Genomic DNA, 22,786 nt, shown 5'->3' with positions numbered 1-22,786 from the left:
CCGATGACGGAGATGCAGCTGGACGGCGTCGACGACGCACTGATCGTGGCGAGGGCCGTGGATGGGGACACGGCCGCGTTCGCAGTGCTCGTGCGGCGCTACGCGCCGATGATGCGAGCGCACACGCGCCGTCTGCTCGGCGGCAACGCCGACGTCGACGACATCGTCCAGGAGACGTTCGTCGTGGCCTGGCAGCGCCTGGACGAGCTCGACGACCCTGCGGCGGTGCGGCCATGGCTGATGCGCATCGTCAGCCGCCGCGCGATGGATCGGCGCCGGGCGGCGCGGGTGCACCTCGACGTGGACGATGTCGAGCACGAGGCGCCGGTGGCGCTCTCGCCCCCGCGGATCGTGGAGGCGAGAGCGCGCGCCGCGGCGCTCGACGAGGTGCTCGCGGAGCTTCCGGAGGCGCAGCGGCAGTGCTGGGTGCTGCGCGAGCTCGCCGGGCAGTCCTACGACGAGATCGCCGAGGAGCTGTCGATTCCGGCATCCACCGTGCGGGGCCTGCTGGCCCGTGCGCGCAAGTACATCATCGTGAGGATGGAGCAATGGCGATGACCCCGCACTTCGACGATGAGCATCTCGACGGCCACACCATCCAGGAGCTGAGCGCGTATCTCGACGCGGGACGGCGGCCCGCGGACCCGTCCATCGACGAGTCGCCCGGCTGCCGGCTGGCACTGGACGCTCTGGAGCGTCTGCACGGCCTGGCTCCCGAACTCCTGACGGCCGATGAGGAGGACATCGCGCTGGTCGACGACACCTGGGTGGCCGCCGTGATGGCGGGCATCGCGCTGGATGCACGGGCCGGGAGACGGATCCCGTACGCCTCCGAGTTCGGCGACCTCGCGATCACGGAGGGGGCCGCGCGCGGGCTGGTCCGCGCGGCGGAGAACCGGGTGCCGGGCGTGCTCGTCGGCCGATGCCGGTTCGACGGCGACGTGTCGCAGCCGGGCGCACCGGTCGGGGTCGACGTCGACATCAGCATCCTCTACGGGCGACCGGTGCGCGAGGTCACCGCGGCCGTCCGCGCCGAGATCCTGCGCAATCTGCAGCGGCACACCGACCTGGAGATCACCGGCGTCGACATCCGGGTCCACGACGTGCACCTGCTGCCGTCCGCCGAGAGGGGAGTGACCGATGGTCGATGAGGAACTGGCCACGGCGCTGGAGGCTGCCGTGCTTGCCGTCCCCGGCGTCGTCGGACTGTACCGCTCCGGCACGCTGCTGGGCAACGCGCTGGAGGCCGCGACGGAGGTGATCGGGCTCCGTGACGCGAGTCCGCGTCTGCGCATCACGCGCGAGGCGGAGCGCACCAGGGTCGAGGCGGCGATCGGTGCGAGCGAGTCCACCGCCGCATCGATCACGATCGCGCGCGTGCGGGACGCGATCATCGAGGTCGTGGCCGGGCGCTCGCTGCCGCCGGCCGACGTCGTGCTGACGGTCGTGCGCGTGGAACCGGCCTGACGCGGCCGGGCGGGTCGCCGGGACGGGCACCTGTCCGACCCGACGGCCCCCGACCCGACGGCCCCCGACCCGACGGCCCCCGACCCGACGGCCCCCGGCCGGCCTGACACCGGCCAGCTGTGTGCCGGATTTCGGATGCTTCGGCATCCGCCCGGCGAGTCGGGGTTCGAATGACGCGGGACACGCCGTGCAGCACTCGACCCGTCCGGGATTTGGCACCAGAGTGATGCTCGGAGGTGCGACATGGGCGAGGCGATCCTGTGGGGCTCGGTGGCGGCGGCGCCGCTCATCGTCGGCGCCGTACTGGCGACCCTGCGGCCGTGGCCGCCGAAGTGGCTGGGGATCGTGCTCGGATTCGGTGCGGGCGCCCTGATGGCGTCGATCGCGTTCGAGCTCTGGGAGGAGGGGCTCGACCTGGCCGGTCCCCTCCCGCTGGCGATCGGCGTCGCCGTCGGTGCGGCCTGCTATTACATTGCCAACCGCATCGTCGAGAAGCGGGCGACCGCGTCCGCCGGATCGCAGGGCGCACCGCTCGCCGTCGGCGCGCTGCTCGACGGCATTCCGGAGCAGCTCGTGCTCGGCATCGGCCTCGCGTCCGGCGAGGGCGTGAGCGTCGCGCTCGTCATCGCGATCCTGGTGTCGAATCTTCCGGAATCGATCGGCTCGGCATCCGATCTCCTCGAGGACGGCATGAAGCGATCCCGCGTGCTCGGACTGTGGGCTGGCGTCGCCGTGGCGTGCGCACTGGCGACCGTCGCGGGTTTCGCCCTGGCGGACGCCGTGACCGCGGAGTTCCGTGCCGCGGCCAGCGGATTCGCGGCCGGCGCCCTGCTCGTCATGCTCGTGGACTCGATGGTGCCGGACGCGCAGTCCAAGGCGAAGGACGTCACGGGTCTCGCGACGGTGCTGGGCTTCGCCGTGGCGGCGGGGCTGTCGCTCGCGAGCTGACCCGCCGCGCGCTGACCCGTCGGGCGATCGATCCGGGATCCGGCACGGCATGCCGCGCCCGCCATCTCCGTTCAGTACCCCGGGTACTCCTCGAGCTTCTGCTCGAACTCGGCCCGGTCGCCCTCGCTGAGCAGCTCCGGTGCGAGGAACATGATCTGCAGCCCCTCGACGGGCTCGCCCGTACGGGCCGCCTGCGCCTCGCGGGATGCCGTGAACTCACCGGACTCGTCGTGCGACGTGTCGAAGATCGTCGCGTAGAACCGCCGCGGGCCGGGGTAGTCGTCGCTGTACCACTCCCAGGTGTCCTGGGTGCGCGGATCGGCGGAGCCGTACAGCTTCTCGCGCATGGACTCGTCGAGACCGCTCGTCGCGTCGTTCAGCGAGATGATCCCCCACATGTCGTGTTCGGTCAGCACTTCGTCGATCACGCCCATGACCTCGAGCTTGCGGTCGTAGTCCTGGATCGGCTCGTTCGTCCCCCACTTCGCGGACGTGTACTGCACCAGCATGGACTCGCCGCCGTAGCCGTTGCGCTCGGGGCGCAGATCCTCGTCGCCCGCAGGGCTCCAGGTGTACCCGAACTCGGCGCTCAGACGCTTCTTGATGTCGTCGAGGGCAGCCTCCGAGGACTCCCGCACCTCTTCGAGCGAGGGCTGCGCGAGGACGTCCGTGCTCGACGTGCCCTTGATGCCCGGGTAGGCCTCCTCGTGCTTCTGCTCCTCGGACTTCGCCCCGCCGTAGCTTCCGGATGCCGAGGTCTGCACAGCGCCCATCGCCCCGACCGTCGCAGTGTTGAACAGCAGGGCGATCGACAGCGCGACCGCTCCCAGCGCGCGACCGCGGCGCGTCACGAGAGCCCAGACCGCGAGGCCGACGATGAGCAGCTGCAGGGCGAGCATCGTGACGCCGTAGATCGTGTCGGTCCCGCCGGCGAGGAACGTGCCGAGCAGGATCACGGCGAACAGGATGCCGGAGACCAGCGCGACCCAGCCGATCGCATTCGCCGGCTGCTTCGGTGCCTCGAGCGTCGCCACGGCGTTCTGCGCCGCGACCGCGGCGGGGTCAGGGGTCCGGCGTGCGCCGCGATAGCCGCCAGGCGGCGGCAGTGGCGGGGCCCCGTCGGAGTTCGTGACGTAACGGGCGCGCTGCTGATCGGGATCTACCATGGCCTGTCCGTCCCCGAGCCCGAACCGTCGCCGTCCTCGTTCTCCTGGCGCTCCTCGCGGCCCTGATTCAGACGGTCCTCGATGTCCCCGAGCTGGTCTTCGCTCGGGCCCTCCTGTTCGGGCTGCTCCTGCGGTTCCTCGCCCTCGCCGCTGTTGTTCTGCTGCTGTTCCTGCTGCTTCTGCTTGAGCCGCTCCTCGGTCTCGTCGAGCGTGTCGCCCATGCTGCGCTCGGGATCGGACGACTGCTCGTCGGCTTCCGGTTGGCCGCATTCCGGCGGCGTCTCCAGCGTCACGGTGAGCGCCTCCGCGTACAGCTCGGCAGCCCCGGCGCCGTCGCCCTCATCGCGTGCAGCGTCGCCCATCTGCTCGATCACGAGCGCAAGATTGACGCGGACGCCGCAGACCTCGAGCCCGTGCGCGAGCGGCAGCGCCTCCTCGAACTTCGCGCGCGCCTCGGGAAGCTGCGCCGAACCGGCCAACCCGACGCCGACGTTGAACGGCGCCTTGTAGGGCTCGAACCAGTTCAGGAACTCCTGCCCCTGGCCGGCGCGGATCGTGCCCTCGTAGTCGCCGACGACGTACGACGTGATCGACTGGTGCGCGAACGCGTACATGCTGAGCAGTTTGCCGGTGAAGAGCAGGGCGGCGATGGTCAGCGGGAGGGTCCCGATCACGATCCACTTCCGGATGCTGCGGCGCCGCCGGTTCGCGGCCAGCAGTGCGGCGGCGGCGTCGGTCGAATTCGGAGCGGTCATCGGTCCCCTCCTGCGCGTGAGGACAGCCCGCGCAGCCGCGCCACGCGCGCGGTCGCCACCGCGAGCTCGACGGCGAGCAGCAGCACCATCACGACCGCGGCGATCCAGTACAGCTCGATGACGTTGCCGACCTCGCCGGAGTCGGCGTAGTTCGTGGTCGTCGTCGGCGCCTCCGGCAGTTCGATCGCGGCATCCGCCGTCCGGTGCTGGTACGGGATGCCGAGGTCCTCCGCGATCGTCTGCAGGGTGCCCTCGTCGATCACCGACAGGGCATCGGCGCCCTGGTACTGGATGTACGAACCGCCGGCGTCGCCGAGGGAGGTGTCCCGCATCGGGCCGCCCTCGGCAGTGCCGTAGCCGAGCACGGCGCCGCCGTCGGTGTACTCGGCGCTCGCCGCGAACGACTCGGGCTCGGTGGCAGCGGTCTGCTCGCCGTCGCCGAAGTAGAACACCATGCGCGCGCGGTCCGGCGAGGAGGACGCCGCGTTCTGCAGCGTGTCGGACACCAGACCGCTCGCGATGCCGATCGACGACCCCTGCGACTGCGCGGTGACCTCGGGGCGCAGCACTTCCATCGCGGATGCGAGAGCCGTGGTGTCGGTGGTCAACGGCATCCGCAGGTCGGCGGTCGCATCGAAGGTGACCAGCGCGAAGCGGGCGCCGGGGTACTCGTCGATGATCGACTGGACATCGGCGCGGACGCCGTCCAGGCGCGGCTGGTCGCCGTCCCAGTCCTCCGCGACGATGCTCGCGGTCGTGTCGACCACCAGCACGATGTCGGTGTCGGTCGCGAGGGTCTGGCTCGTCCCGCCGGGGATGCCGGGGCGCAGCAGCAGCGCGCAGCACGCCAGCACCAGGAGGAGCCGCCCGACCCACAGCAGCCGTGCGCGCAGGCCCGGCGCCTTGAGGAGGCAGAGCACGGCGACTGCGGCCAGCGGCAGGCAGATCAGGGCGATGAGCCAGGGGCTCAGAACGGGTTGGAAGATCACAGTCGCACCCTCCACAGCACCACGACGAGGCCGAGGACCGGCAGCACGAGAAGCACGATCCACAGGTTCGGCTGATCGCTCCACACGACCTGCGCCTGCCCGCGGAGCTCCGTCGCCTCCTGCTCCTGCACCTGCGCGACGATGTCGTCGACCGTGGTCGTCTCACGCAGACCGAAGGCCGCACCGCCGGTGGCCTCGGCCGCGGCGATCAGCTCCGCGCTCGGGCCGGCGTCCTTGCCCTCGACCGGGTTGAGGGCGAACACCCGGATCTGCTTGGATGCCGCATACGCCGCCGCCTCCTCGAGGGTCACGATCGATGCGCCGTTGACCTCGTTGTCCGTGGCCAGGATGATCGACCGGCTGCGCTCGTCGCCCTCGTGATCGAAGCCGACGGCGCAGGAGGCGAGCCCGTCGCCGATGAGCGACGCCCCGGATCCGTTCAGCGTGCCGACCCAGTGCTCCGGGATGCCCTCGGCGTAGTCGAAGCTCTCCCTGATGCGCTGGAGGTGCTCGCGGACGAAGTCGTAGTCGTCCGTCAGGGGGAAGATCTGCACGGCAGAGCTGTTGAAGATCGTCAGCCCGATGCGCTCGCCCTCGAATCCGTCGAGCAGCTCGTCGAAGACGGTCAGCACCTCGACGTCGACGTCGCTCATCGAGCCGGAGACGTCCAGGCACAGCATGATGTCGCGGCTCGTATTGACGGGCTGGATCGTCTGCGACGACATCGGGCGGGCCGCGACGACGCCGGCCAGCAGCACCGTCACCGATGCGAGCGCGAGCAGGCCCGCGAGGGCGAGGGCGCGCCGGCGGACCGCCTGCCGGAACGACGGCAGAGCGCGCAGCCGCTCGGCGCGGGCGATGGGGGCGGCGTCGGCCGCGGCATCCGCTCTGCGACGGCGCAAGCCGACCAGCAGCCCAACGCCGACGGCGATCAGCGCGGCGAAGACGGCACCGACGAGCATCCAGATGTTCGCTAGTTCCATGCCGTCACCACCGTCCGCGCGGCGGCGAGGCCCGCCGCCGGGTCGATCGCAGGTCCCCGGCGGAACACGCTCGGGTAGTAGTGCCGATGCAGGGCGTCGATGAGCGCAGGGTGGACGCCGAGTGCGATGAGGTCGTCGAGCGCGAGCACGGGCGCCTCGATGCCGCTGTACTCGTTGACGAATGCGCGCACCGTGCGGCTGAGCTCGAGATTGGTGCGTTTGGCGTCGATCTCGCCGCTCGCGTGCGCCGCCTCGATGCCGTCGATCTGCTGAAGGTACTCGGTGCGCAGCACGGCGAGGACCTCGTCGGTGCGGGTCGGGCCGAGCGGTGTCGTTCCGGCGAGCTCGAGCCGCCGCTTCGGCCGGGTCAGGACGACGACGATCCAGGCCGCCAGGATCAGCAGCGCGAGGATGCCGATGGCGAGCAGCATCCAGCCCCACCCGTACTGAGCAGGAGGGTAGAGCTCGTCAGAACCGGACATTCGCCCTCCGGTTCAGCATGCGCAGGAGGTCGGTGACGGCGCCGTCCTGCGTGTCCAGGTCGACGCGGCTGATCTCGAGCCGGTCGAGCAGCTCGTCACGGCGTGCGGCGTCGGCGGCGGCGCTCGCCGCCAGTTCGCGCACGATCGCCTCGTCGCCCTGGACGAAGTCCGGTACCTGCCAGCGGCTGTAGACGTCGGCGCGGACCCGGCCGGTGGTGTGATCGAGCACGGGGTCGGCGTCGCGCAGCGCGATCCACAGCACGTCGTGCTGCACGCGCAGCCGGCGCAGCAGGCGCTCGGTCTCGTCCGTCACCGGCGCCTCGTCCGTGACGATCACGAGGATCATGCGTCGCGAGATAGTCCGGGCGACGTAGCTCAGCAGGCCGTCGCGGTCGCTCGGCGCCGTGCTCGCGTCGACGGCGCGGTCGATGCTCCGCAGGGCGTGCTCGAGAGCGCCCTCGCTGCGCGCCGGTGCCGTTCGCCGGATGCCGGAGGAGTCGCCGTGCACCACGGTGAAGTCGTCGCCGTGCCGCAGCGACAGGATGCCGAGAGCCCCGGTGGCGAGGATCGCGAGCTCCTTCTTGGGGCGCTCGTCATGCGCGAGCGCGGTCATGCCGCGGCCGGTGTCGACGACGAACATCACGGTGTGCATTCGCAGCGCCCGGTGCCGTTTGACCAGCGGTGTGCCCTGCTTGGCCGTGGCACGCCAGTCGATGTCTCGCACCTGGTCGCCGTACTCGTAGGCGCGCAGGTCCTCGAAGTCGTGACTGCGCCCGCGCATGAGCGATGCATATGCGCCGTCGAGCGCGTGCATCGACTTCTGCGACGAGTGGATGAAGAGCTTCGCCCGCACCCGCGTGATCAGACTTGCCATAGGTCCGTGAGCCTGTCGAACGGTTACGGGGTCGGCACAGCGGCGAAGATCTGGTCGATGATGTCCTCGCTCCGGACGCCCTCGGCATCCGCTTCGAACGTCAGGAGCACACGATGGCGCAGGACGAGATGGCGGAGCGTGCGGATGTCCTCCGGGACGACGTGCGTGCGTCCCATGAGGAGCGCGAGGGCTCTGGATGCCTGCAGGAACGCGATCGAGGCACGGGGGCTCGCACCGTACTTGATGAGGCGGGCGCGCTCCTCGCCGATGTACGGTGCGGGGTTCCGCGTGACGTAGGCGAGCTGGACGATGTAGTTGCGGATGGAGGCGTCCACGTACACGCGGCTCGCGATCTCCTGCAGCTGCTCGATGTCGGCGAGCGAGACTGCACTGCCGACGTGGCGGTCGGGGTCGAGCACTCCGGAGTCGATGCGGTTGAGGATCTCGAACTCCTCGGCGGGGCTGGGGTACTCGACGATCTCCTTGAGGAGGAAGCGGTCCATCTGCGCCTCGGGGAGCTCGTAGGTGCCCTCCTGCTCGATGGGGTTCTGCGTCGCGATGACGAGGAAGGGCCGGGGGAGGTGGTGCACCTCGCCGCCGATCGTGGTCTGGTGCTCCTGCATCGCCTCGAGCATCGCCGACTGCGTCTTCGCGCTGGAGCGGTTGATCTCGTCGAGCAGCACGAAGTTCGCGTGCACAGGGCCGAGCACGGTGCGGAAGGAGCCGGTCGCGGCGTCGTAGATCTGGTTGCCGGTGATGTCGCTGGGGAGCAGGTCCGGTGTGCATTGGATGCGCTTGAACTGCGCGCGCACGGTGTCGGCGAGCGTGCTCGCGGCGGTGGTCTTCGCGAGGCCTGGGACGCTCTCGAGCAGGATGTGGCCCCCGGCGATGAGCGAGATCAGCAGGCTGAGGCGCAGGCGCTCCTGGCCGACCATCTTCGCCGAGTACGCGTCCGTGATGATGCGGAGGATCTCGGTCGCACGGGAGAGCTCGGCATCGGTCGTCTGGGGGCCGGAGGCAGGGTTCCCTGATCCGCCAGGGTTCCCTGATCCACCAGGGTTCCCTGAGCCCGTCGAAGGGCCGGCTGTGGGCACGCTGCTGATCGGCGGCGCCGGTGCGGGCGGGGGAGGAGGGACTGCCGGGCCGGCGTTCGACGCGGGGTAGGGCTGGTTCATCTCGGTCTCCTCGCTCGCACCCTGGGGACACGTCGACGCCGTCCCCCGGGAAACAGCGTAACCCGAGGGTCAGTGGCCGATGACGCCCTGCAGGTCGACGGCGACCTGGATCGCGGGGATCGTCTCGCGCTTGTGGAGGTTCTCGACTTCTGCGGCACCGCCGAGGGAGAGCAGGGGGACGAAGATGAACGACTGGTCGTACGGCAGTTCGCCGTGCGCCTCGACGGCCTCCGGGAAAAGATCCCACTTCAAGGTGTCGGCGAGCTCGTCCGCTCCGTCGAGGCCGACCATGAAGAGGAAGTTGTCCAGGGTCGAATTGATGCCGACCGTTCGGCCTTCCCGGTAGAGGATCCCGACGACGCCCACGCTGGGTTCCCAGGTGATGAGGTCGCCGAGTCCGGTGGTCATGATGGGAATCGCGATGCCGTCGCCCTGGGTCTTGCCGATGCAGTCTCCGACTTCGGCTTCGTAGAGCTTCGGGTCGATGACCCGCAGGAAGCCGAGTCCGAAAGTGCCGTATCCGTACTGCTCCCAGATCTCGATCAGTTCGTCCGGGACGCGTCCTCGGTACTCCTCGATGATCTCCGCGGGGACGGGCGCATGCGGAACGAAATCAGCGATCTCAACCATGGTTCAAACCTACCTGAGGACGATGTTGATGAACGTGCTGTCCAGATCCACACCGGGGTTCTTGTTGATGAAGTCGATGACGGCGCGATCGATGTCGCCGACGCGCGACCTCCACTGCGAGCCCAGCGAAGAATTGATTCTGGTGTCTCCGACGCCCGAGATGTCCGTGACGTTGCCGCCGGCGATTCCGTCCAATCGGTGAGTCGCCGCTTGGCCGCGGAGCCACTCAGCGGCATGCGCTGCGGCATCCTCGCGGCTTTCGCCTCCGCGTCGAAGCTCTGTGATCTTGTCCTTGAGCGCAACGTCCCGCGCGTTCTGCTGGGCCCTGAGCGAGTCCGAAGTCCTGCCGTTGTCCAGATACTCGATCCGGTTCTTCAGCCAGTCCGAAACGGACGTGCTCTGCAGCGTGTCCATCTGCTCGTTGTACTGGCGGTTGTACTCCGCTGAGTCGTGATTCCTGTTCTTCTTGAACTTCTTCAGACTCACATCGATCTTGTTCGGCTTTCCGTCGAACTTGTCCTGGTCGCGGACTTCGCGGATGACGGTGTCGAAGTGCTCGTCGAGGTTGTCGGCGAGGCGGTGGAGCTTGTCCTTCGCGGACGAGGCGCCCTTGAGCGCGGCGTCTTTGAGTTCGCGGATGATGGGTTTGATCGCGGACATCAGTCGTCTCCTCCGAAGTCGAGGGCGGAGAACTCGGCGAAGAACGTCGACGTCAGCGTCTGAATGTCCGCACCGTGCAGCTTCATCGTCGACTGCGCCTCCTCCAGCGCCGCCAGATCCGCATGGAACTCGTCCGAATCGCCCGCGGTGGACTCCACCATCGGGGAGTCCAGAATCCAGTCGATGATCGCGGGCAGCTGCTCCGCGAGCGGCTCGATCGCCATCGGTGCGAGCTGGTTCAGCAGCTGCTCGATCACGATGTCCACCGCCGCGTTCAGCAGCTTCTTCTTGATGATCAGCATCGGCCCCGCCCCGGCCGCCGTGATCGGGTTCGTCAGCATCGCGACCAGCGTCACCAGCGTCGTGGTCACATCCACGATCACCTTGATCTTCAACCCCAGGATCGCCGCCGCACCGACATCCATCGCCACCGCAGCCGGAGGCATGATGTCGACCAGCTTCTGCAGATTCTGCGACCGGTTCGTGTTCCACGCGCTCATCGTCGCCGGACCCGTCCTGCCCATCAGCGACCCGGTCAGATCCCCGTTCATCTTCTGATCGATCGCCTGGATCACACCCTCCAGATCCGACCCGAAGTTCCGCACCAGAGTGGCACCCTTCGTGACCTCATCCTCATCGATATCCGGCCACTCGAAACCGAGCTTCTCCATCACCCAGACAAGCTCATTCGGCAACATCATCCCCACAGCGCACCACCTCCAAGAGGCACCTTAAGTGCATGCGGCACGGCATCGCGATGGGGAGAGGTCCCCATGCGCCATCGAATCCGTCCCCCGATCGGCCTGCAGACACCGGTGCGTTCGCGTCTCTAGAGTGGAGGCCGCGCTGCGTTCGCAGCGCCCGTTCGAAGGAGAGCGAACCGATGACCACCTCGCCGACACCCACGCGCAACGATCGACTGTGGCGGGTGACGATCATCGCGATCTTCGTCCTCGGGGTCGCGACGTGCGTGATCATTCCGATGTTGAACGGAAACTTCCGCTCCGCGACGGTCGGGTTGCCCGTGATCGCGTTCGGCATCCTGATCGCGGCGATCCGCTCGCTGAAGGACTGACTCGGAGCGAAGAGGTACGGCGGCCGACGTTCACGCGAACGGGGGATTCGCGCAATTGGGGAGGGGGAACGTCGGCCGCCGAGTCTGTGGGGAGTGCTGGGTCAGCGGCTCCAGCCGTCGTCATCGCGACGGTCGTCATCATCGCCGTGGCGATGGTCATGGTCCCGCTGGCCGCGGTCGCGCCTGTCATCGTCGCGGTCGCCGCGACCGCCGCGACCGTCATCGTGTCGGTCCCTGTCGCCGTCCGAGGCGCCGTCAGCGTCGTCCGAGGGGCTGTGCGGCTCCGGGTTGACGTGCTTCGGGCCGTCGTCATCGCGGTCGCGATCCGTCCGGTCCTGTTCATCGTCCGGTGTCGTCACCGGCGGGACGACGGGTGACGGCTCCGTGTTCGCCTCGTACTCGCCGGAGTCGTCGTCGGGTTCCTGCGGGGCTGGCGGCGGCACGGGAACGGCAGAGGCCACCGGGGTCTGCACCGGCGTGCGGACCGCGGTGCTGCGGTCGAGCGCGGGTTCGTCGACCGCGACGGTGTCGGTCACGACGCCGCCGGGAATCACCACGCTGGTCGAATCCTCGTCCGACGTACCGAACGCGGATGCCACCGCGGGCGCGGCCACGACTGCCAGGCCGAGCGCGCCGGCGACGGCAGCCGTCACCAGGGTCTTCCTGTTCATCGTGTCCTTCCCCAGGCCGCGCAGGAGCGCTGCGTCCCGCATACCAGGATGAAGGACGGATCTAACGGGCGGGGTAAAGGAACATGAAAGCTCTTTTAGATCCACAGGCATGTGCTCCGGCATCCGTATCCCCGACAATGGTTCCCATGCCTGTGCGCGAGCCGACCGCACCCGACGCGCGCTCCGACGCCGCCGGGTTCTCGGTGCGGGCGCGGCTGACGATCGTCATCACTCTCGTCGCAGCGCTCGGGATGCTGGCGGTCGGCATGGCCGTGTACGCGGTCGAGCGCCACCGCATCACCGAGAGCGTGCAGGACCAGCTCCGCGCGGACCTGGAATCCACCCGTCTGATCGTCGGCACCCCGCCGGACGGCGGATGGACCGATGCCACCGATGCCCTCGCGAGCGTCATGCGCGTGCTCGTGCCCGGCGAGACCAGCGGATCCATGGGCCTGGTCGACGGCGAGGTCGCGCTCGTCCCCGGCGTGGGACGCACGGTCGATCCCAGCGCGGACGAGGACTTCGTCGCGCGCGTGGTCGACGAGACCGCTGGGCGCGACGTGGTCGCAGGCACGTACCGCGAGAACGGGAAGGACTGGTCGTATCTCGCGGCCCCGATCGAGGTCTCGTCCGACCCGGACGCCACCGCGGTGTTCGTGATGGTCTACGACCTCGACCTGGAGTTCGGGGGACTCGAGCTCTCGGCTCGTGCCTACTTGATCACGTCGATCGCCGCGGTCGCCGTGATCGCGGCGGTGTCCTGGTTCGTCTCCACGCGGTTGCTCCGCCCGCTGCGCGAGATGCGCGAGATGGCCGAACGCGTCTCGGCACTGTCGCTCGACGAGCGCCTTCCGCAGCGCGGTCGCGACGACGTCTCGGGCCTCGCCCGCACCATGAACGGGATGTTCGATCGCCTCGATGAGGCGATGGCCGCGCAGCGGCGGCTGCTCGGAGACGTCGGCCACGAACTGAAGACGCCGTTGACGATCGTGCACGGCTACCTCGACGTCATGGATGTGGCGGATCCCATCGACGTCGAGCACACGCGACGACTGGCTGTCGACGAGATCGAGCGCATGGGCCGACTCGTCGGCGACCTCGTCGACGTCGCCGTCCTGCTGGACGATGAGGGTCTTCGACGCGCGCACGTCCCGGCTGCGACGCTGCTGCGCACGATCGCGCAGAAGGCGGCGATGATCGCGGACGCGGAGGTCGTGCTCGGCGAGATCGCCGAGGCGGATGCCCAGATCGACGCTGCCCGCATCACACAGGCGATGCTGCAGCTCATCCAGAACGCGGCGACGCACGGCGGAGGCGCGGTGGAGCTCTCCTCCGAGATCGCGGGCAGACGGCTGCTGCTGCGCGTCCGGGACCACGGCCCTGGCATCCCGGATGAGGACAAGCAGCGCATCTTCGAGCGTTTCCAGCGCCTGCAGGACGGCGGGCGCGGGCCGGACGGCAGCGGCCTCGGACTCAGTATCGTGCAACTCATCGCAGAGCAGCACGGCGGGGAGGCGCTGGTCGAGGACGCCGAGGGTGGCGGTGCGCTGTTCACGCTGAGCATCCCGATCTCACCGTCGGCGGCATCCGGTGCCGACGACGCGGATACGCTGGGTCCGCAGGCGCGATCGACGGGAGACGAGTGAGATGCCCTCCATCCTCATCGCCGACGACGAGCCGCGCATCGCAGGATTCCTCGAGAAGGGGTTGCGCGCCGCCGGCTTTGCCACCCGCGTCGCGAACAACGGCCGCCAAGCGCTCGATCTCGCCCTCACCGACGAGTTCGACCTGCTCATCCTCGACGTCAACATGCCCGAGATGACCGGGTTCGAGGTGCTCGAGCAGCTCAGGGGATCCGGGTCGCAGCTGCCGATCATCATGCTCACAGTGCGCATCGAGCTGCGCGACACCGTCGCCGGGCTCGAGGGCGGAGCGGACGATTACATCGCCAAGCCGTTCCGCTTCGAAGAGCTGCTGGCGCGCGTCCGCCTGCGCATGCGGCAGACCAGAACTCCCACAGCCAACGAACTGATGCACGGCGACCTCGTGATCGATCTTTCCGCTCGGCGCGCCAGGATCGACGGCATCGACATCGACCTCACCGCTCGCGAGTTCGCGCTCGCCGAGGAGTTCGTGCGGCATCCGGGCCAGGTGCTCAGCCGTGAGGTGCTCCTCAGCCGGATCTGGGGGTACGACTTCGACCCCGGCTCCAACGTCGTCGACGTCTACATCGGGCACCTGCGCGGCAAGCTCGGCGCCGAGCGCATCGAGACGGTTCGCGGCATGGGCTACCGGATGCCGTGAACTCCGTCCGCGTCAGGTCGGATGCCACGGCGACGGCCGATCCAGACGACGAACGCGCCGACGACGACGATGACGGCGGCGATGCCGACCACGTAGCCGGCCACGCCGACGTACCCGGCGGGCACCTCGTGCGGATTGAGGAACGGGTACGGGTACCACCACGAGTAGCCGTTCAAGGGAGCGGTGATGAATTCCGCGCGGACGAGCGTGTACACGGCCCAGGCGAGGGGGAATGCGGCGACGACCCACAGCGCCGACCACGGTATGCCGCGCCGCCGCGGAGCGAACAGCACGTCGAGCAGCATCACCAGCGGGATCACCACGTGCAGGGTCTCGTTGGTCCACACATCCGACAGGCCGGCGAGCGGGATGCTGCGCAGCAGGAGGTTGTAGACGATGCCGGTGACGATCATGTACGTGCTCGCGCAGACGAGGAGGGTCGCCAGCCATGCCGGCTCGGCATCGGCGGTGCGGCGGTTGCGCAGCATCCAGATCCCGCCGATCGCCAGGGCGACCGCGGCGAGGATGTTCGAGAGGATCGTGAAGTAGCTGAAGAAGTTCGTCACCACGGTCGGCAGGTGCGAGCCCCACTCCGTCTCGGACGCGAGCGCGTTTCCGATGACGAGCCATGCCTGCCGCGTGATCGCGGCCGCGCCGAGCACTGCCCCTGCGAGTCGGACGTACGCCCACCAGTTCATGTGTTCCTCCGCGCGTCAGCGTAGCGGGCGCCGGGGGCGAGGGATATATCGCAGCACCAGGGCTCGGCTGGGAACGTCTCGTCAGCGCGCGTGCGTAGGCTGAGCGAGAACTGGGGGGCTCGCGGTAGAGAGGGGCCGAGAACATGGGGATCGATGATGCGCGGCTGGACGAACGGCTGCGCCTGAAGGAGAACACGACGCAGTCGCTCGGCGATCGCGTCTACGAGGTGCTTCGCGACGCGATCGTGGCGGAGCAGCTGGAGCCGGGCGAGCGCGTGAGCGACAAGGAGATCGCCGAAGCGCTCGGCATCTCGCGCACCCCGGTGCGCGAGGCGCTGCAGCGGCTGACGTGGATCGGCCTCGTCGAGGTGTCGCCGAGCCGGTACACCCGGGTGACCGGCGTGTCCGACGAGATGGTCGCCGGGACGCTCGAGTACACGGGTCTGCAGGCCGGCCTCGCCCTGCGGCTCGCCGTCCGTCGGATGGACGGCGCCGAACTCGCCGAGGCGGTCGCACTGCTGGACGTCATGATCGAGGCGTCCGACCGCGATGCGCACGATGAGTTGAAGCAGGCGGCGCGGGAGTTCATCGCCTACCTGTCTCGGCGTTCGGGCAACGCCGTGCTCTCGCGCGTCATGGTGGAGATGGCTCCTGTTCTCGATCGCAATGTCCGTCGAGCGCATCTGGACGTGCGCCCGATCGAGGAGCGCGCCGACGCGTATCGGCACCTGCGGGAGGCGATGCTCGCGCGCGATGCGGATGCTGCGGAAGGGTGGCTGCGCAGCGTTCACGGGGGTGCCGCCGCCTGACCCTCCCGCCGATCGCGGATCGCGTCGCGGGGGTTCCGCGCCCGAGCGGTATATCGCTAGAGTCGCCCCGAGGGTGACGAAGGCGAGGGAGGGCGCATGAGCGATGGGGTGGACGCGGTCGGGAGTGCGAGGAAGCGGCGGCTGCGGCCGCGCGGAGGGCTCAGCATCCAGTCCAAGCTGCTGATCATGCTGCTCGGGGTGAGCCTGGTCTCCTCGATCGTGGTGGGAGCGATCGGGTTTCTCAACGGCCGGCAGTCTCTGCACGACGCCGCCGTCGACCAGCTCATCACGATCCGCTCGATGCGTGCGGCCGAACTCGTCGATGCGATCGATGAGGTGCGCAAGCAGGCTTCGCTGAACTCGCGCAACCTCAGTGCGCAGAACATGTCGACGGCTGTCAACGCCGGATACGAGGAGCTCGAGCAGCAGGTCATCACGCCGGAGCAGACCGCCCAGCTGGAGAGCTATTACAGCGACACCTTCATCCCTGAACTCGAGGAACGCACGGGGGAGGAATACGGCGATGCCGCCTTCATCCCCGAGTCGGCGGCAGGTCAGTACGCGCAGTTGCACTACTCGATGGCGAACCAGGATTTCGATACCGACTACGACAAGCTTCTCCGGATGAACGACGCCGGGGACGGCACGTCCTACTCCGTTGCGACGGAACGCTACGGCGACTACTTCACGCGTCTCGTCGACAGCTTGGGGTACGAGGACGCCCTGCTGCTGAACCTCGACGGGGATGTCGTCTTCAGCGCGTACAAGGGCATCGAACTCGGCACCAATCTGCACACCGGCCCGTACCGGGAGTCGCAGCTGTCGCAGGCCTACGCCGACGTGATGGCCACGAACTCGGTCGACTCGATCGCCATGACCGACTTCGAACGGTGGATCCCGTCGATGAACGTACCGGCGATCTGGGTCGTCTCGCCGATCGGAAACAACGAGCGCGTCACGGGCGCCATCGCGTTCCAGATCTCCATCGACGCCATCAACGACGTCACGACGGGCTCGGAGCAGTGGAAGAAGCAGGGGCTCGGCGACACGGGTGAGGTGTACCTGGTCGGCCTCGACGATCTGATGCGCAGCACCTCTCGGCGACTGATCGAGGACCCGGGCACGTACGCCCAGCGCGCCATCAACGGCGGCACGCCGCCCTCCGTCGCGGAGCGCATCGCCGACGTCGGTGGGACGGTGCTGCTCCAGCCGATCAACACCTTCGCGGTCGCGCAGGCGCAGGCCGGCAAGACCGGGACGACGACGGGCACCGACTATCACGGCGGTGACAGCGTGACCGCCTACGCGCCGCTGGAGGTCGAGGGGCTCGATTGGGTGATCATCGCGCGCATCGATTCGGCGGAGGCGTTCGCGCCGGTCGCCGACTTCACGCGCAACGTGCTCCTCACTCTTCTGGGGATCATCCTCGCGGTTTCGCTCCTGTCGCTGGCGCTTGCGCAGGTGTTCACGCGACCGATCCACCGGTTGGTCGGAGCCGTGCATCGTGTGGCCGAAGGCGACCTGGAGGTGCAGGTGCCGCAGGGCTCTCGGGATGAGTTCGGCGACCTCGGCGCGGCGTTCAACGACATGGCCTCGAGCCTGCGCATCAAGCAGGACCTCATCGACGAGCAGCAGAAGGAGAACGAGAAGCTCCTGCTCACGCTCATGCCGGAGAGCGCGGCGGCCAAGTATCGGCAGGGCGACGAGGCGATCACCGAGGCGCACGAGAACGTCTCCGTCGTGTTCGCCGAACTGGTCGGATTCGACGACTTCGCCCGCGATCTGACGGCGGAGGAGGAGATCGGTTTCCTCAACACCCTGATGCGCGGATTCGACGATGCCGCCGAGAAGGCGGGCGTCGAGAAGGTCCGAACACTCCGGGGCGGTTACCTCGCCTCGTCCGGTCTCACCGTCCCGAGGGTCGACAACGTCCGTCGCAGCGTGGAGTTCGCCCGCGGGCTGCGTGATGCGGCCGACCGGTTCAACGCGCAGAACGGCAGCTCGATAGCGATCCGCGCGGGTGTCGACTCCGGCACCGTGACCAGCGGGCTCGTGGCGCGGACGAACCTCGCGTACGACCTGTGGGGCGATGCCGTGAATCTCGCGTACCGGGTGCGCTCGGTCACCGGCGAACCCGGCATCTACGTCAGCCAGACCGTGCGCGATCGCACGCAGGAGATGTTCACGTACACCGAAGCCGGGACGGTCGACGTGCAGGGCAGGACCGAGACCGTGTGGAAGGTGGCCTGAGATGGCCGACGCGTTCCAGGACGGCTGGGCCTGGTGGGTGATCGGGATCGCCATCGGCGTGCCGGTCGTCCTGGTCGTGCTCACCGAACTCATCGGCGGTTTTGCGCGACGGGGCAACCCGATCGCGGGTCCGCTCAAGCTGCTGCGCAACTGGGTCATCCCCTTCGGGGCGCTGTTCGCACTGCTGGGGTTCGCGATGCAGTCGCCGGCGGATCAGGTGTGGGTCAGGGTCGTGGCCACCGTGTTCGGGTTCCTGGTGATCCTCCTCGTGCTGTCGTCGTTCAACGTCGCGCTGTTCGCCAACGCCGAACCGGGTTCGTGGCGCGACCGGATCCCGACGATCTTCGTCGAGATAGCGCGGCTCGCACTGGTCGTGATCGGTCTCGCCCTGCTGTTCTCCTGGGTATGGGAAGCCGACGTGGGGGGCCTCATCACGGCGCTCGGCGTGACCTCGATCGTGATCGGTCTCGCCCTGCAGAACGCCGTCGGCGGTGTGATCTCGGGGCTGCTCCTGCTGTTCGAGCAGCCCTTCAAGATCGGCGACTGGCTCGATGCCGCCGGCGTCCGCGGGCGGGTCGTCGAAGTGAACTGGCGTGCGGTGCACATCGACACCGGCTCCGGCATCCAGATCGTGCCGAACTCGAGCCTGTCGGGTGCCTCTTTCACGAACCTCAGCGAACCGGAGGGACCCTACTCCGCCACGGCCGATGTGACCTTCTCGACGGACGATCCGCCGCATGAGGTGATGAGTCTGCTCATCGACGTGGCGGACGCGCTGCCGGTCCGCATCCCCGGCGAGCGGGCAGGCGTGACCTACGGCGGAGGCGGCGCCTATCACGTGTCGATTCCGCTGCCTGGTCCGGCCGACGCGGGTCTGGCGCGTTCGATGTACCTCTCGTGGCTCTGGTACGCGGCGCGGCGGCGCGGGTTCGCGCTGGACGGCGATTCCACCGACCCCGTGGCCGACCCGCAACTGCTGCGGACCGCCATCGCGAAGATCGCGCCCACGTTGCACCTGCGCGAGGACGACATGGAGCCGCTCGCTGCGACGGCCAGACTGGCGCGCTACGGCGTCGGCGAGGTCGTGCTGCCGTCCGGTGTGATCCCCGAAGACGTCCTGGTCGTCGTATCGGGCCGTGCCGCTCTCGCCGTCGAGGTGGATGGCGCACGGATCGACGTCGGTTCCGCAGGGCCAGGCGAGATCGTCGGACACACAGCGCTCACCCGCGAACGGTCGCAGGCCGTGACGACGGCGTCCGAGATCCTGACCGTGCTGGTCGTTCCGCGGGAGACCATCGACGGACTGATCCTGTCGCGCCCGCGGCTCGCAGCCGAGATCGGCGAATCGCTCGAACTGAAGCGCCGACTGGCCGCGGACCGCATGGCGGAACTCGGCATCTCGCGGCGGCTCATCGCCGATCGCTGACGCACTCCGAGGGGTGTCCGTCCCCCTTCGATAGGATGGAGCCGCCCGAAGCGGGCCAGCTCATCGGCCGGTGCAAACCCGGCGAAAGCAAGGGGGTTCACCCATGCCAGGAATCGTTATCGTCGGCGTCCAGTGGGGCGATGAGGGCAAGGGAAAGGCCACCGACCTGCTCGGTGAGCGCACCGACTGGGTCGTGAAGTTCAACGGCGGCAACAACGCCGGACACACGGTCGTGGTCGGCGACGAGAAGTACGCTCTGCATCTGCTGCCCTCCGGCATCCTCTCTCCCGGCGTGAACCCGGTGATCGGCAACGGCGTCGTGATCGACCTCGAAGTGCTCTTCAGCGAGCTCGAGGCGCTGTCTGCGCGGGGCATCGACGTCTCGCGACTGCGCGTCAGCGCGAACGCGCACATCATCACGCAGTACCACCGCACCCTCGACAAGGTCACCGAGCGCTTCCTCGGCAAGCGCCAGATCGGCACGACCGGCCGCGGGATCGGCCCGGCCTACGCCGACAAGATCAACCGTGTCGGCATCCGCGTGCAGGATCTGTTCGACGAGAACATCCTGCGCCAGAAGGTCGAGGGCGCGCTGGAAGCGAAGAACCACCTGCTGGTGAAGATCTTCAACCGCCGCGCGATCACGGCCGACGAGATCGTCGACGACCTGCTCTCGTACGCCGAGCGGCTGCGGCCCATGGTCGCCGATACCGGTCACCTCATCGACCAGGCGCTTGGCCGCGGCGAGGTCGTCGTGTTCGAGGGCGGCCAGGCGACCATGCTCGACGTCGACCACGGCACGTATCCGTTCGTGACGTCGTCCTCGGCTACGGCCGGCGGCGCATCGACCGGATCCGGCGTCGGCCCCGGTGCGCTCGACCGCATCGTGGGCATCGTCAAGGCGTACACGACGCGCGTCGGCTCGGGTCCGTTCCCGACCGAGCTGTTCGACGAGCAGGGCGAGTGGCTGCGCAAGCAGGGCTTCGAGTTCGGCACGACGACCGGCCGCCCGCGTCGCGTCGGCTGGTACGACGCGCCCATCACCCGCTATGCGACGCGCATCAACGGCATCACCGACCTCGTCCTGACCAAGCTCGACATCCTCACCGGGCTCGAGCAGATCCCGGTGTGCGTGGCGTACGACGTCGACGGCACGCGCTTCGACGACGTGCCGGTGAACCAGACGGACTTCCACCACGCGAAGCCGATTCTGGAGTACTTCCCGGGGTGGAGCGAGGACATCTCGAAGGCGCGCAGCTTCGAGGACCTGCCGCAGAACGCCCAGGACTACGTGCTGGCGCTGGAGAAGATGAGCAACACGCGCATCTCGGTCATCGGAGTCGGCCCCGCCCGCGATGAGATCATCGTGCGGCACGATCTGCTCGATTGACACACTCAGAATCCGTCTCCGCGGCGCGTGCGCACGGCTCGTATGTCGTGTCGCGTGCATGCGCGCCTTGGAGACGGGCTGAAGAGGAGGACGCATGACGCGGTTCTGGCTCGGCGGCTACGGCTCCGGCATGGACGGCTCGGCCGACGGCATCGGACTGCTCGCCGGTGACGCGCAGTCCGCGACGGCGCTGTCGTATCGGGGGGCGGTCGCGGCGGCGCCGTCGCCATCGTGGCTGGCTCCGCACCCGCGGCTCGACGTCGTCTACGCCGCGCTCGAAGGGGATGCCGCGGTGCAGGCCTTCGTCCGCACCGGCGAGTCGGCGCTCGCCCCGCTGGGGGATCGCGTCCCGGTCGGGCAGTTCGTCTGCCACCTCGCCGTCGCGCCCTCCGGTGCGTACCTCATCGCGTCCTGCTACGGCGACGGACAGGTCGTCCGCATCGGCCTGGATGCCGAGGGACGGCCGGTTCCGGATGCTGTCGACAAGGCCGCGGCGCTGCGGGCGGCGTTGTTCGGCGAGGATCCGGATGCCGGATCGGAGGCCGACTCGCCACGTGTCGGACGCGACACGGCGAACGGCCCGACATCTGGCGTGTCGGCCCCCCGCGTGGGCGTCGGGGCCGCGGCATCCGATCCGTACGACACTCCCGTCGGCGACGAGCCGCGCGTCTCACACGCCCATGCGGCGGCGTTCCTGCCGGATGGGCGCGTGGCCACCACGGATCTCGGGTTCGACCTCGTGCGGTTCTGGCGCCCGACCGCGTCGGGGCTGGTGCTCGATCATGAGGTGGTGCTGCCGCGGGGTACCGGTCCGCGGCATATGGTCGTGCATCCCAGCGGGCATCTCCACGTGGTGACCGAGTACTCCTGCGAGGTCTTCACGCTCGCGGCGGGGCCCGATGGCACATGGGCGATCGTGTCTGCGACGCTCGCGAGCCCGAACGCCGCGGTGGGGACGGACTTTCCCGCTGAGCTCGCCCGCAGCCGGGACGGTCACGTGCTGTACACCGCGCTGCGCGGCAGCAATACGATCGCCGCGCTGCGCGTGCACGGCTCGGGAGACCGGTTGGAATCCATCGCGCTGGCGGATGCCGGTGTCGATTGGCCGCGTCATCACCTGGTCTTCGAGGGCAAGCTGCTCGTCGCCGGGCAGCGGTCCGACACGGTCGCGCTGCTCGATCTCGATGAGCGCACCGGTGTGCCCCTCGGGGTGCGTCACACCGCTCAGGCGCCGGCGCCGACGCATATCCTGCCCGTGCGCTGAGACGCGTTCCCGGCGAGCGCGTGCTCCGACCATGTGGGTGGCGTCGACCGCGTGTCCTCGGATTCTCAGGCGCTCAGGCGCTGTCGGCGCTCAAGCGGTGAAGCGGTCAAGCGCTCAGGTTCTCAGGCGCTTTCGGCGCACAAGCTCTCGCGCGCACAAGTGCTCCGGCGCTGTCGGCGGTCAGGCGGTCAGACTCTCAGGCTCCGTTGGCGCTCAGGCGCTCAGGCGGTCAGGCGGTGAGGCGGTCAGGCGGTGAGGCGTCGGCGGTCAGGCGATCAGCCTTGCAGGCGCTGTCGGCGCTGTCGGCGCTCACGCGCTCACGCGCTCACGCGCTCACGCGCTCACGCGCGCAAGTGCTCCGGCGCTGTCGGCGGTCAGGCGGTCAGACTCTCAGGCTCTGTTGGCGCTCAGGCGGTCAGGCGGTGAGGCGGTCAGGCGGTGAGGCGTCGGCGGTCAGGCGGTCAGACTCTCAGGCGCTATCGGCGCTATCGGCGCCATCGGCGCTCACGCGCTCACGCGCTCACGCGCACAAGTGCTCCGGCGCTGTCGGCGGTCAGGCGGGGAGGTGTCGGCGGTCAGACTCTCAGGCACTGTCGGCGCACAAGCTCTCAGGCGATCAGGCGATCAGGCGATCAGGCGATCAGGCGATCAGGCTCTCAGGGGCTCGGGCGCTGCCGGTGTCAGGCGGCGAGGTTGTAGCGGGCGGTGCCGCCGAGGCGTGGGGTGCGGTTGGGGTCGATGTTGGCGGGTGGGATGAACCAGACTTTCGC

The 22,786-nt window shown here is 68.8% G+C and carries 24 protein-coding genes; 12 read left to right on the top strand and 12 right to left on the bottom strand.

Features of this window, described 5'->3' with window-relative positions:
- Positions 1-3: 3 nt before the first annotated feature.
- The 4 genes from M2317_RS07360 (at position 4) to M2317_RS07345 (ending at position 2,415) form a co-directional block, all read left to right on the top strand.
- On the top strand, positions 4-558 hold the full coding sequence (locus tag M2317_RS07360; protein WP_429458767.1) for an RNA polymerase sigma factor: 555 nt from the start codon (positions 4-6) through the stop codon (positions 556-558).
- Positions 549-1,151, top strand: coding sequence for an Asp23/Gls24 family envelope stress response protein (locus M2317_RS07355; protein ID WP_429458766.1), 603 nt, complete (start codon positions 549-551; stop codon positions 1,149-1,151). The genes M2317_RS07360 and M2317_RS07355 overlap by 10 nt, the downstream gene beginning before the upstream one ends.
- Positions 1,141-1,467, top strand: coding sequence for a hypothetical protein (locus M2317_RS07350; RefSeq protein WP_429458764.1), 327 nt, complete (start codon positions 1,141-1,143; stop codon positions 1,465-1,467). The genes M2317_RS07355 and M2317_RS07350 overlap by 11 nt, the downstream gene beginning before the upstream one ends.
- A 243-nt stretch (positions 1,468-1,710) precedes the next feature.
- Positions 1,711-2,415 carry a ZIP family metal transporter gene (locus tag M2317_RS07345; RefSeq protein ID WP_429458763.1) on the top strand — a complete coding sequence of 235 codons (705 nt, stop codon included), beginning with the start codon at positions 1,711-1,713 and terminating at the stop codon, positions 2,413-2,415.
- A gap of 71 nt (positions 2,416-2,486) precedes the next feature.
- Here M2317_RS07345 and M2317_RS07340 read toward each other — a convergent pair whose 3' ends face one another.
- The 10 genes from M2317_RS07340 to M2317_RS07295 all read right to left on the bottom strand — a co-directional run bounded on the left by M2317_RS07340 (position 2,487) and on the right by M2317_RS07295 (position 10,830).
- Entirely contained in the window at positions 2,487-3,581 is a 1,095-nt protein-coding gene (locus M2317_RS07340; protein ID WP_429458761.1) for a hypothetical protein, read from the bottom strand.
- A complete protein-coding gene (locus tag M2317_RS07335; protein WP_429458759.1) occupies positions 3,575-4,336 on the bottom strand; it encodes a hypothetical protein in 762 nt (253 codons plus the stop codon). Before M2317_RS07335 ends, M2317_RS07340 begins: the two co-directional genes overlap by 7 nt.
- Positions 4,333-5,325 (bottom strand): VWA domain-containing protein, encoded by a 993-nt coding sequence (locus tag M2317_RS07330; protein WP_429458757.1) that lies wholly within the window; start codon positions 5,323-5,325, stop codon positions 4,333-4,335. Before M2317_RS07330 ends, M2317_RS07335 begins: the two co-directional genes overlap by 4 nt.
- Positions 5,322-6,308: a VWA domain-containing protein gene (locus tag M2317_RS07325; protein WP_429458756.1), complete on the bottom strand. Its 987-nt coding sequence runs from the start codon at positions 6,306-6,308 to the stop codon at positions 5,322-5,324. Before M2317_RS07325 ends, M2317_RS07330 begins: the two co-directional genes overlap by 4 nt.
- Positions 6,299-6,790: a hypothetical protein gene (locus tag M2317_RS07320; RefSeq protein WP_429458754.1), complete on the bottom strand. Its 492-nt coding sequence runs from the start codon at positions 6,788-6,790 to the stop codon at positions 6,299-6,301. Before M2317_RS07320 ends, M2317_RS07325 begins: the two co-directional genes overlap by 10 nt.
- A complete protein-coding gene (locus tag M2317_RS07315) occupies positions 6,777-7,664 on the bottom strand; it encodes a DUF58 domain-containing protein (protein WP_429458752.1) in 888 nt (295 codons plus the stop codon). The genes M2317_RS07320 and M2317_RS07315 overlap by 14 nt, the downstream gene beginning before the upstream one ends.
- Before the next feature lie 23 nt (positions 7,665-7,687).
- Positions 7,688-8,839 (bottom strand): AAA family ATPase, encoded by a 1,152-nt coding sequence (locus tag M2317_RS07310; RefSeq protein WP_429458750.1) that lies wholly within the window; start codon positions 8,837-8,839, stop codon positions 7,688-7,690.
- 69 nt (positions 8,840-8,908) lie between these two features.
- On the bottom strand, positions 8,909-9,469 hold the full coding sequence (locus tag M2317_RS07305; protein ID WP_429458748.1) for a T6SS immunity protein Tdi1 domain-containing protein: 561 nt from the start codon (positions 9,467-9,469) through the stop codon (positions 8,909-8,911).
- 9 nt (positions 9,470-9,478) lie between these two features.
- Positions 9,479-10,129, bottom strand: a complete 651-nt coding sequence (locus M2317_RS07300; RefSeq protein ID WP_429458746.1) for a polymorphic toxin type 15 domain-containing protein — start codon at positions 10,127-10,129, stop codon at positions 9,479-9,481.
- Positions 10,129-10,830, bottom strand: a complete 702-nt coding sequence (locus tag M2317_RS07295) for a hypothetical protein (protein WP_429458744.1) — start codon at positions 10,828-10,830, stop codon at positions 10,129-10,131. The genes M2317_RS07300 and M2317_RS07295 overlap by 1 nt, the downstream gene beginning before the upstream one ends.
- 182 nt (positions 10,831-11,012) lie before the next feature.
- On the opposite strand from M2317_RS07295, the gene M2317_RS07290 reads away from it, so the two are divergent.
- Positions 11,013-11,204: a hypothetical protein gene (locus M2317_RS07290; protein WP_429458742.1), complete on the top strand. Its 192-nt coding sequence runs from the start codon at positions 11,013-11,015 to the stop codon at positions 11,202-11,204.
- A gap of 101 nt (positions 11,205-11,305) precedes the next feature.
- Here the strand turns inward: M2317_RS07290 and M2317_RS07285 are convergent, their stop codons facing one another.
- Entirely contained in the window at positions 11,306-11,875 is a 570-nt protein-coding gene (locus tag M2317_RS07285) for a hypothetical protein (RefSeq protein ID WP_429458740.1), read from the bottom strand.
- A 146-nt stretch (positions 11,876-12,021) separates the two neighbouring features.
- Between M2317_RS07285 and M2317_RS07280 the strand changes: the two genes are divergently transcribed.
- Entirely contained in the window at positions 12,022-13,521 is a 1,500-nt protein-coding gene (locus M2317_RS07280) for an ATP-binding protein (RefSeq protein WP_429458739.1), read from the top strand.
- 1 nt (position 13,522) lies between these two features.
- Entirely contained in the window at positions 13,523-14,179 is a 657-nt protein-coding gene (locus M2317_RS07275; RefSeq protein WP_429458737.1) for a response regulator transcription factor, read from the top strand.
- On the opposite strand, the gene M2317_RS07270 is transcribed toward M2317_RS07275, so the two are convergent.
- Positions 14,164-14,877: a Pr6Pr family membrane protein gene (locus M2317_RS07270; RefSeq protein ID WP_429458736.1), complete on the bottom strand. Its 714-nt coding sequence runs from the start codon at positions 14,875-14,877 to the stop codon at positions 14,164-14,166. The genes M2317_RS07275 and M2317_RS07270 overlap by 16 nt on opposite strands.
- A 143-nt stretch (positions 14,878-15,020) precedes the next feature.
- On the opposite strand from M2317_RS07270, the gene M2317_RS07265 reads away from it, so the two are divergent.
- The 5 genes from M2317_RS07265 (at position 15,021) to M2317_RS07245 (ending at position 22,016) form a co-directional block, all read left to right on the top strand.
- Positions 15,021-15,686 carry a GntR family transcriptional regulator gene (locus tag M2317_RS07265; RefSeq protein ID WP_429458734.1) on the top strand — a complete coding sequence of 222 codons (666 nt, stop codon included), beginning with the start codon at positions 15,021-15,023 and terminating at the stop codon, positions 15,684-15,686.
- A 96-nt stretch (positions 15,687-15,782) separates the two neighbouring features.
- Entirely contained in the window at positions 15,783-17,936 is a 2,154-nt protein-coding gene (locus M2317_RS07260) for an adenylate/guanylate cyclase domain-containing protein (protein WP_429458732.1), read from the top strand.
- A 1-nt stretch (position 17,937) separates the two neighbouring features.
- Positions 17,938-19,362 (top strand): mechanosensitive ion channel domain-containing protein, encoded by a 1,425-nt coding sequence (locus M2317_RS07255; protein ID WP_429458730.1) that lies wholly within the window; start codon positions 17,938-17,940, stop codon positions 19,360-19,362.
- Positions 19,363-19,465: 103 nt separating this feature from the next.
- Positions 19,466-20,752 carry an adenylosuccinate synthase gene (locus M2317_RS07250; RefSeq protein ID WP_429458728.1) on the top strand — a complete coding sequence of 429 codons (1,287 nt, stop codon included), beginning with the start codon at positions 19,466-19,468 and terminating at the stop codon, positions 20,750-20,752.
- Positions 20,753-20,846: 94 nt separating this feature from the next.
- Positions 20,847-22,016, top strand: coding sequence for a lactonase family protein (locus tag M2317_RS07245; RefSeq protein ID WP_429458726.1), 1,170 nt, complete (start codon positions 20,847-20,849; stop codon positions 22,014-22,016).
- The last annotated feature ends 770 nt before the right edge of the window (positions 22,017-22,786 follow it).

Origin of the sequence: Microbacterium sp. ZKA21 (genome assembly GCF_050434165.1) — a bacterium.
Taxonomy (GTDB): Bacteria; Actinomycetota; Actinomycetes; order Actinomycetales; family Microbacteriaceae; genus Microbacterium.
This window is presented reverse-complemented; position numbering and strand designations above follow the sequence as displayed.

Coding starts and splice junctions, on each gene's coding strand:
- M2317_RS07315 (WP_429458752.1), bottom strand. CDS start 7,664: ATGGCAAGTCTGATCACGCGGGTGCGGGCGAAGCTCTTCATCCACTCG.
- M2317_RS07345 (WP_429458763.1), top strand. CDS start 1,711: ATGGGCGAGGCGATCCTGTGGGGCTCGGTGGCGGCGGCGCCGCTCATC.
- M2317_RS07280 (WP_429458739.1), top strand. CDS start 12,022: ATGCCTGTGCGCGAGCCGACCGCACCCGACGCGCGCTCCGACGCCGCC.
- M2317_RS07270 (WP_429458736.1), bottom strand. CDS start 14,877: ATGAACTGGTGGGCGTACGTCCGACTCGCAGGGGCAGTGCTCGGCGCG.
- M2317_RS07310 (WP_429458750.1), bottom strand. CDS start 8,839: ATGAACCAGCCCTACCCCGCGTCGAACGCCGGCCCGGCAGTCCCTCCT.
- M2317_RS07320 (WP_429458754.1), bottom strand. CDS start 6,790: ATGTCCGGTTCTGACGAGCTCTACCCTCCTGCTCAGTACGGGTGGGGC.
- M2317_RS07305 (WP_429458748.1), bottom strand. CDS start 9,469: ATGGTTGAGATCGCTGATTTCGTTCCGCATGCGCCCGTCCCCGCGGAG.
- M2317_RS07290 (WP_429458742.1), top strand. CDS start 11,013: ATGACCACCTCGCCGACACCCACGCGCAACGATCGACTGTGGCGGGTG.
- M2317_RS07245 (WP_429458726.1), top strand. CDS start 20,847: ATGACGCGGTTCTGGCTCGGCGGCTACGGCTCCGGCATGGACGGCTCG.
- M2317_RS07340 (WP_429458761.1), bottom strand. CDS start 3,581: ATGGTAGATCCCGATCAGCAGCGCGCCCGTTACGTCACGAACTCCGAC.
- M2317_RS07265 (WP_429458734.1), top strand. CDS start 15,021: ATGGGGATCGATGATGCGCGGCTGGACGAACGGCTGCGCCTGAAGGAG.
- M2317_RS07350 (WP_429458764.1), top strand. CDS start 1,141: ATGGTCGATGAGGAACTGGCCACGGCGCTGGAGGCTGCCGTGCTTGCC.
- M2317_RS07355 (WP_429458766.1), top strand. CDS start 549: ATGGCGATGACCCCGCACTTCGACGATGAGCATCTCGACGGCCACACC.
- M2317_RS07295 (WP_429458744.1), bottom strand. CDS start 10,830: ATGATGTTGCCGAATGAGCTTGTCTGGGTGATGGAGAAGCTCGGTTTC.
- M2317_RS07360 (WP_429458767.1), top strand. CDS start 4: ATGACGGAGATGCAGCTGGACGGCGTCGACGACGCACTGATCGTGGCG.
- M2317_RS07275 (WP_429458737.1), top strand. CDS start 13,523: ATGCCCTCCATCCTCATCGCCGACGACGAGCCGCGCATCGCAGGATTC.
- M2317_RS07250 (WP_429458728.1), top strand. CDS start 19,466: ATGCCAGGAATCGTTATCGTCGGCGTCCAGTGGGGCGATGAGGGCAAG.
- M2317_RS07335 (WP_429458759.1), bottom strand. CDS start 4,336: ATGACCGCTCCGAATTCGACCGACGCCGCCGCCGCACTGCTGGCCGCG.
- M2317_RS07325 (WP_429458756.1), bottom strand. CDS start 6,308: ATGGAACTAGCGAACATCTGGATGCTCGTCGGTGCCGTCTTCGCCGCG.
- M2317_RS07260 (WP_429458732.1), top strand. CDS start 15,783: ATGAGCGATGGGGTGGACGCGGTCGGGAGTGCGAGGAAGCGGCGGCTG.
- M2317_RS07255 (WP_429458730.1), top strand. CDS start 17,938: ATGGCCGACGCGTTCCAGGACGGCTGGGCCTGGTGGGTGATCGGGATC.
- M2317_RS07300 (WP_429458746.1), bottom strand. CDS start 10,129: ATGTCCGCGATCAAACCCATCATCCGCGAACTCAAAGACGCCGCGCTC.
- M2317_RS07285 (WP_429458740.1), bottom strand. CDS start 11,875: ATGAACAGGAAGACCCTGGTGACGGCTGCCGTCGCCGGCGCGCTCGGC.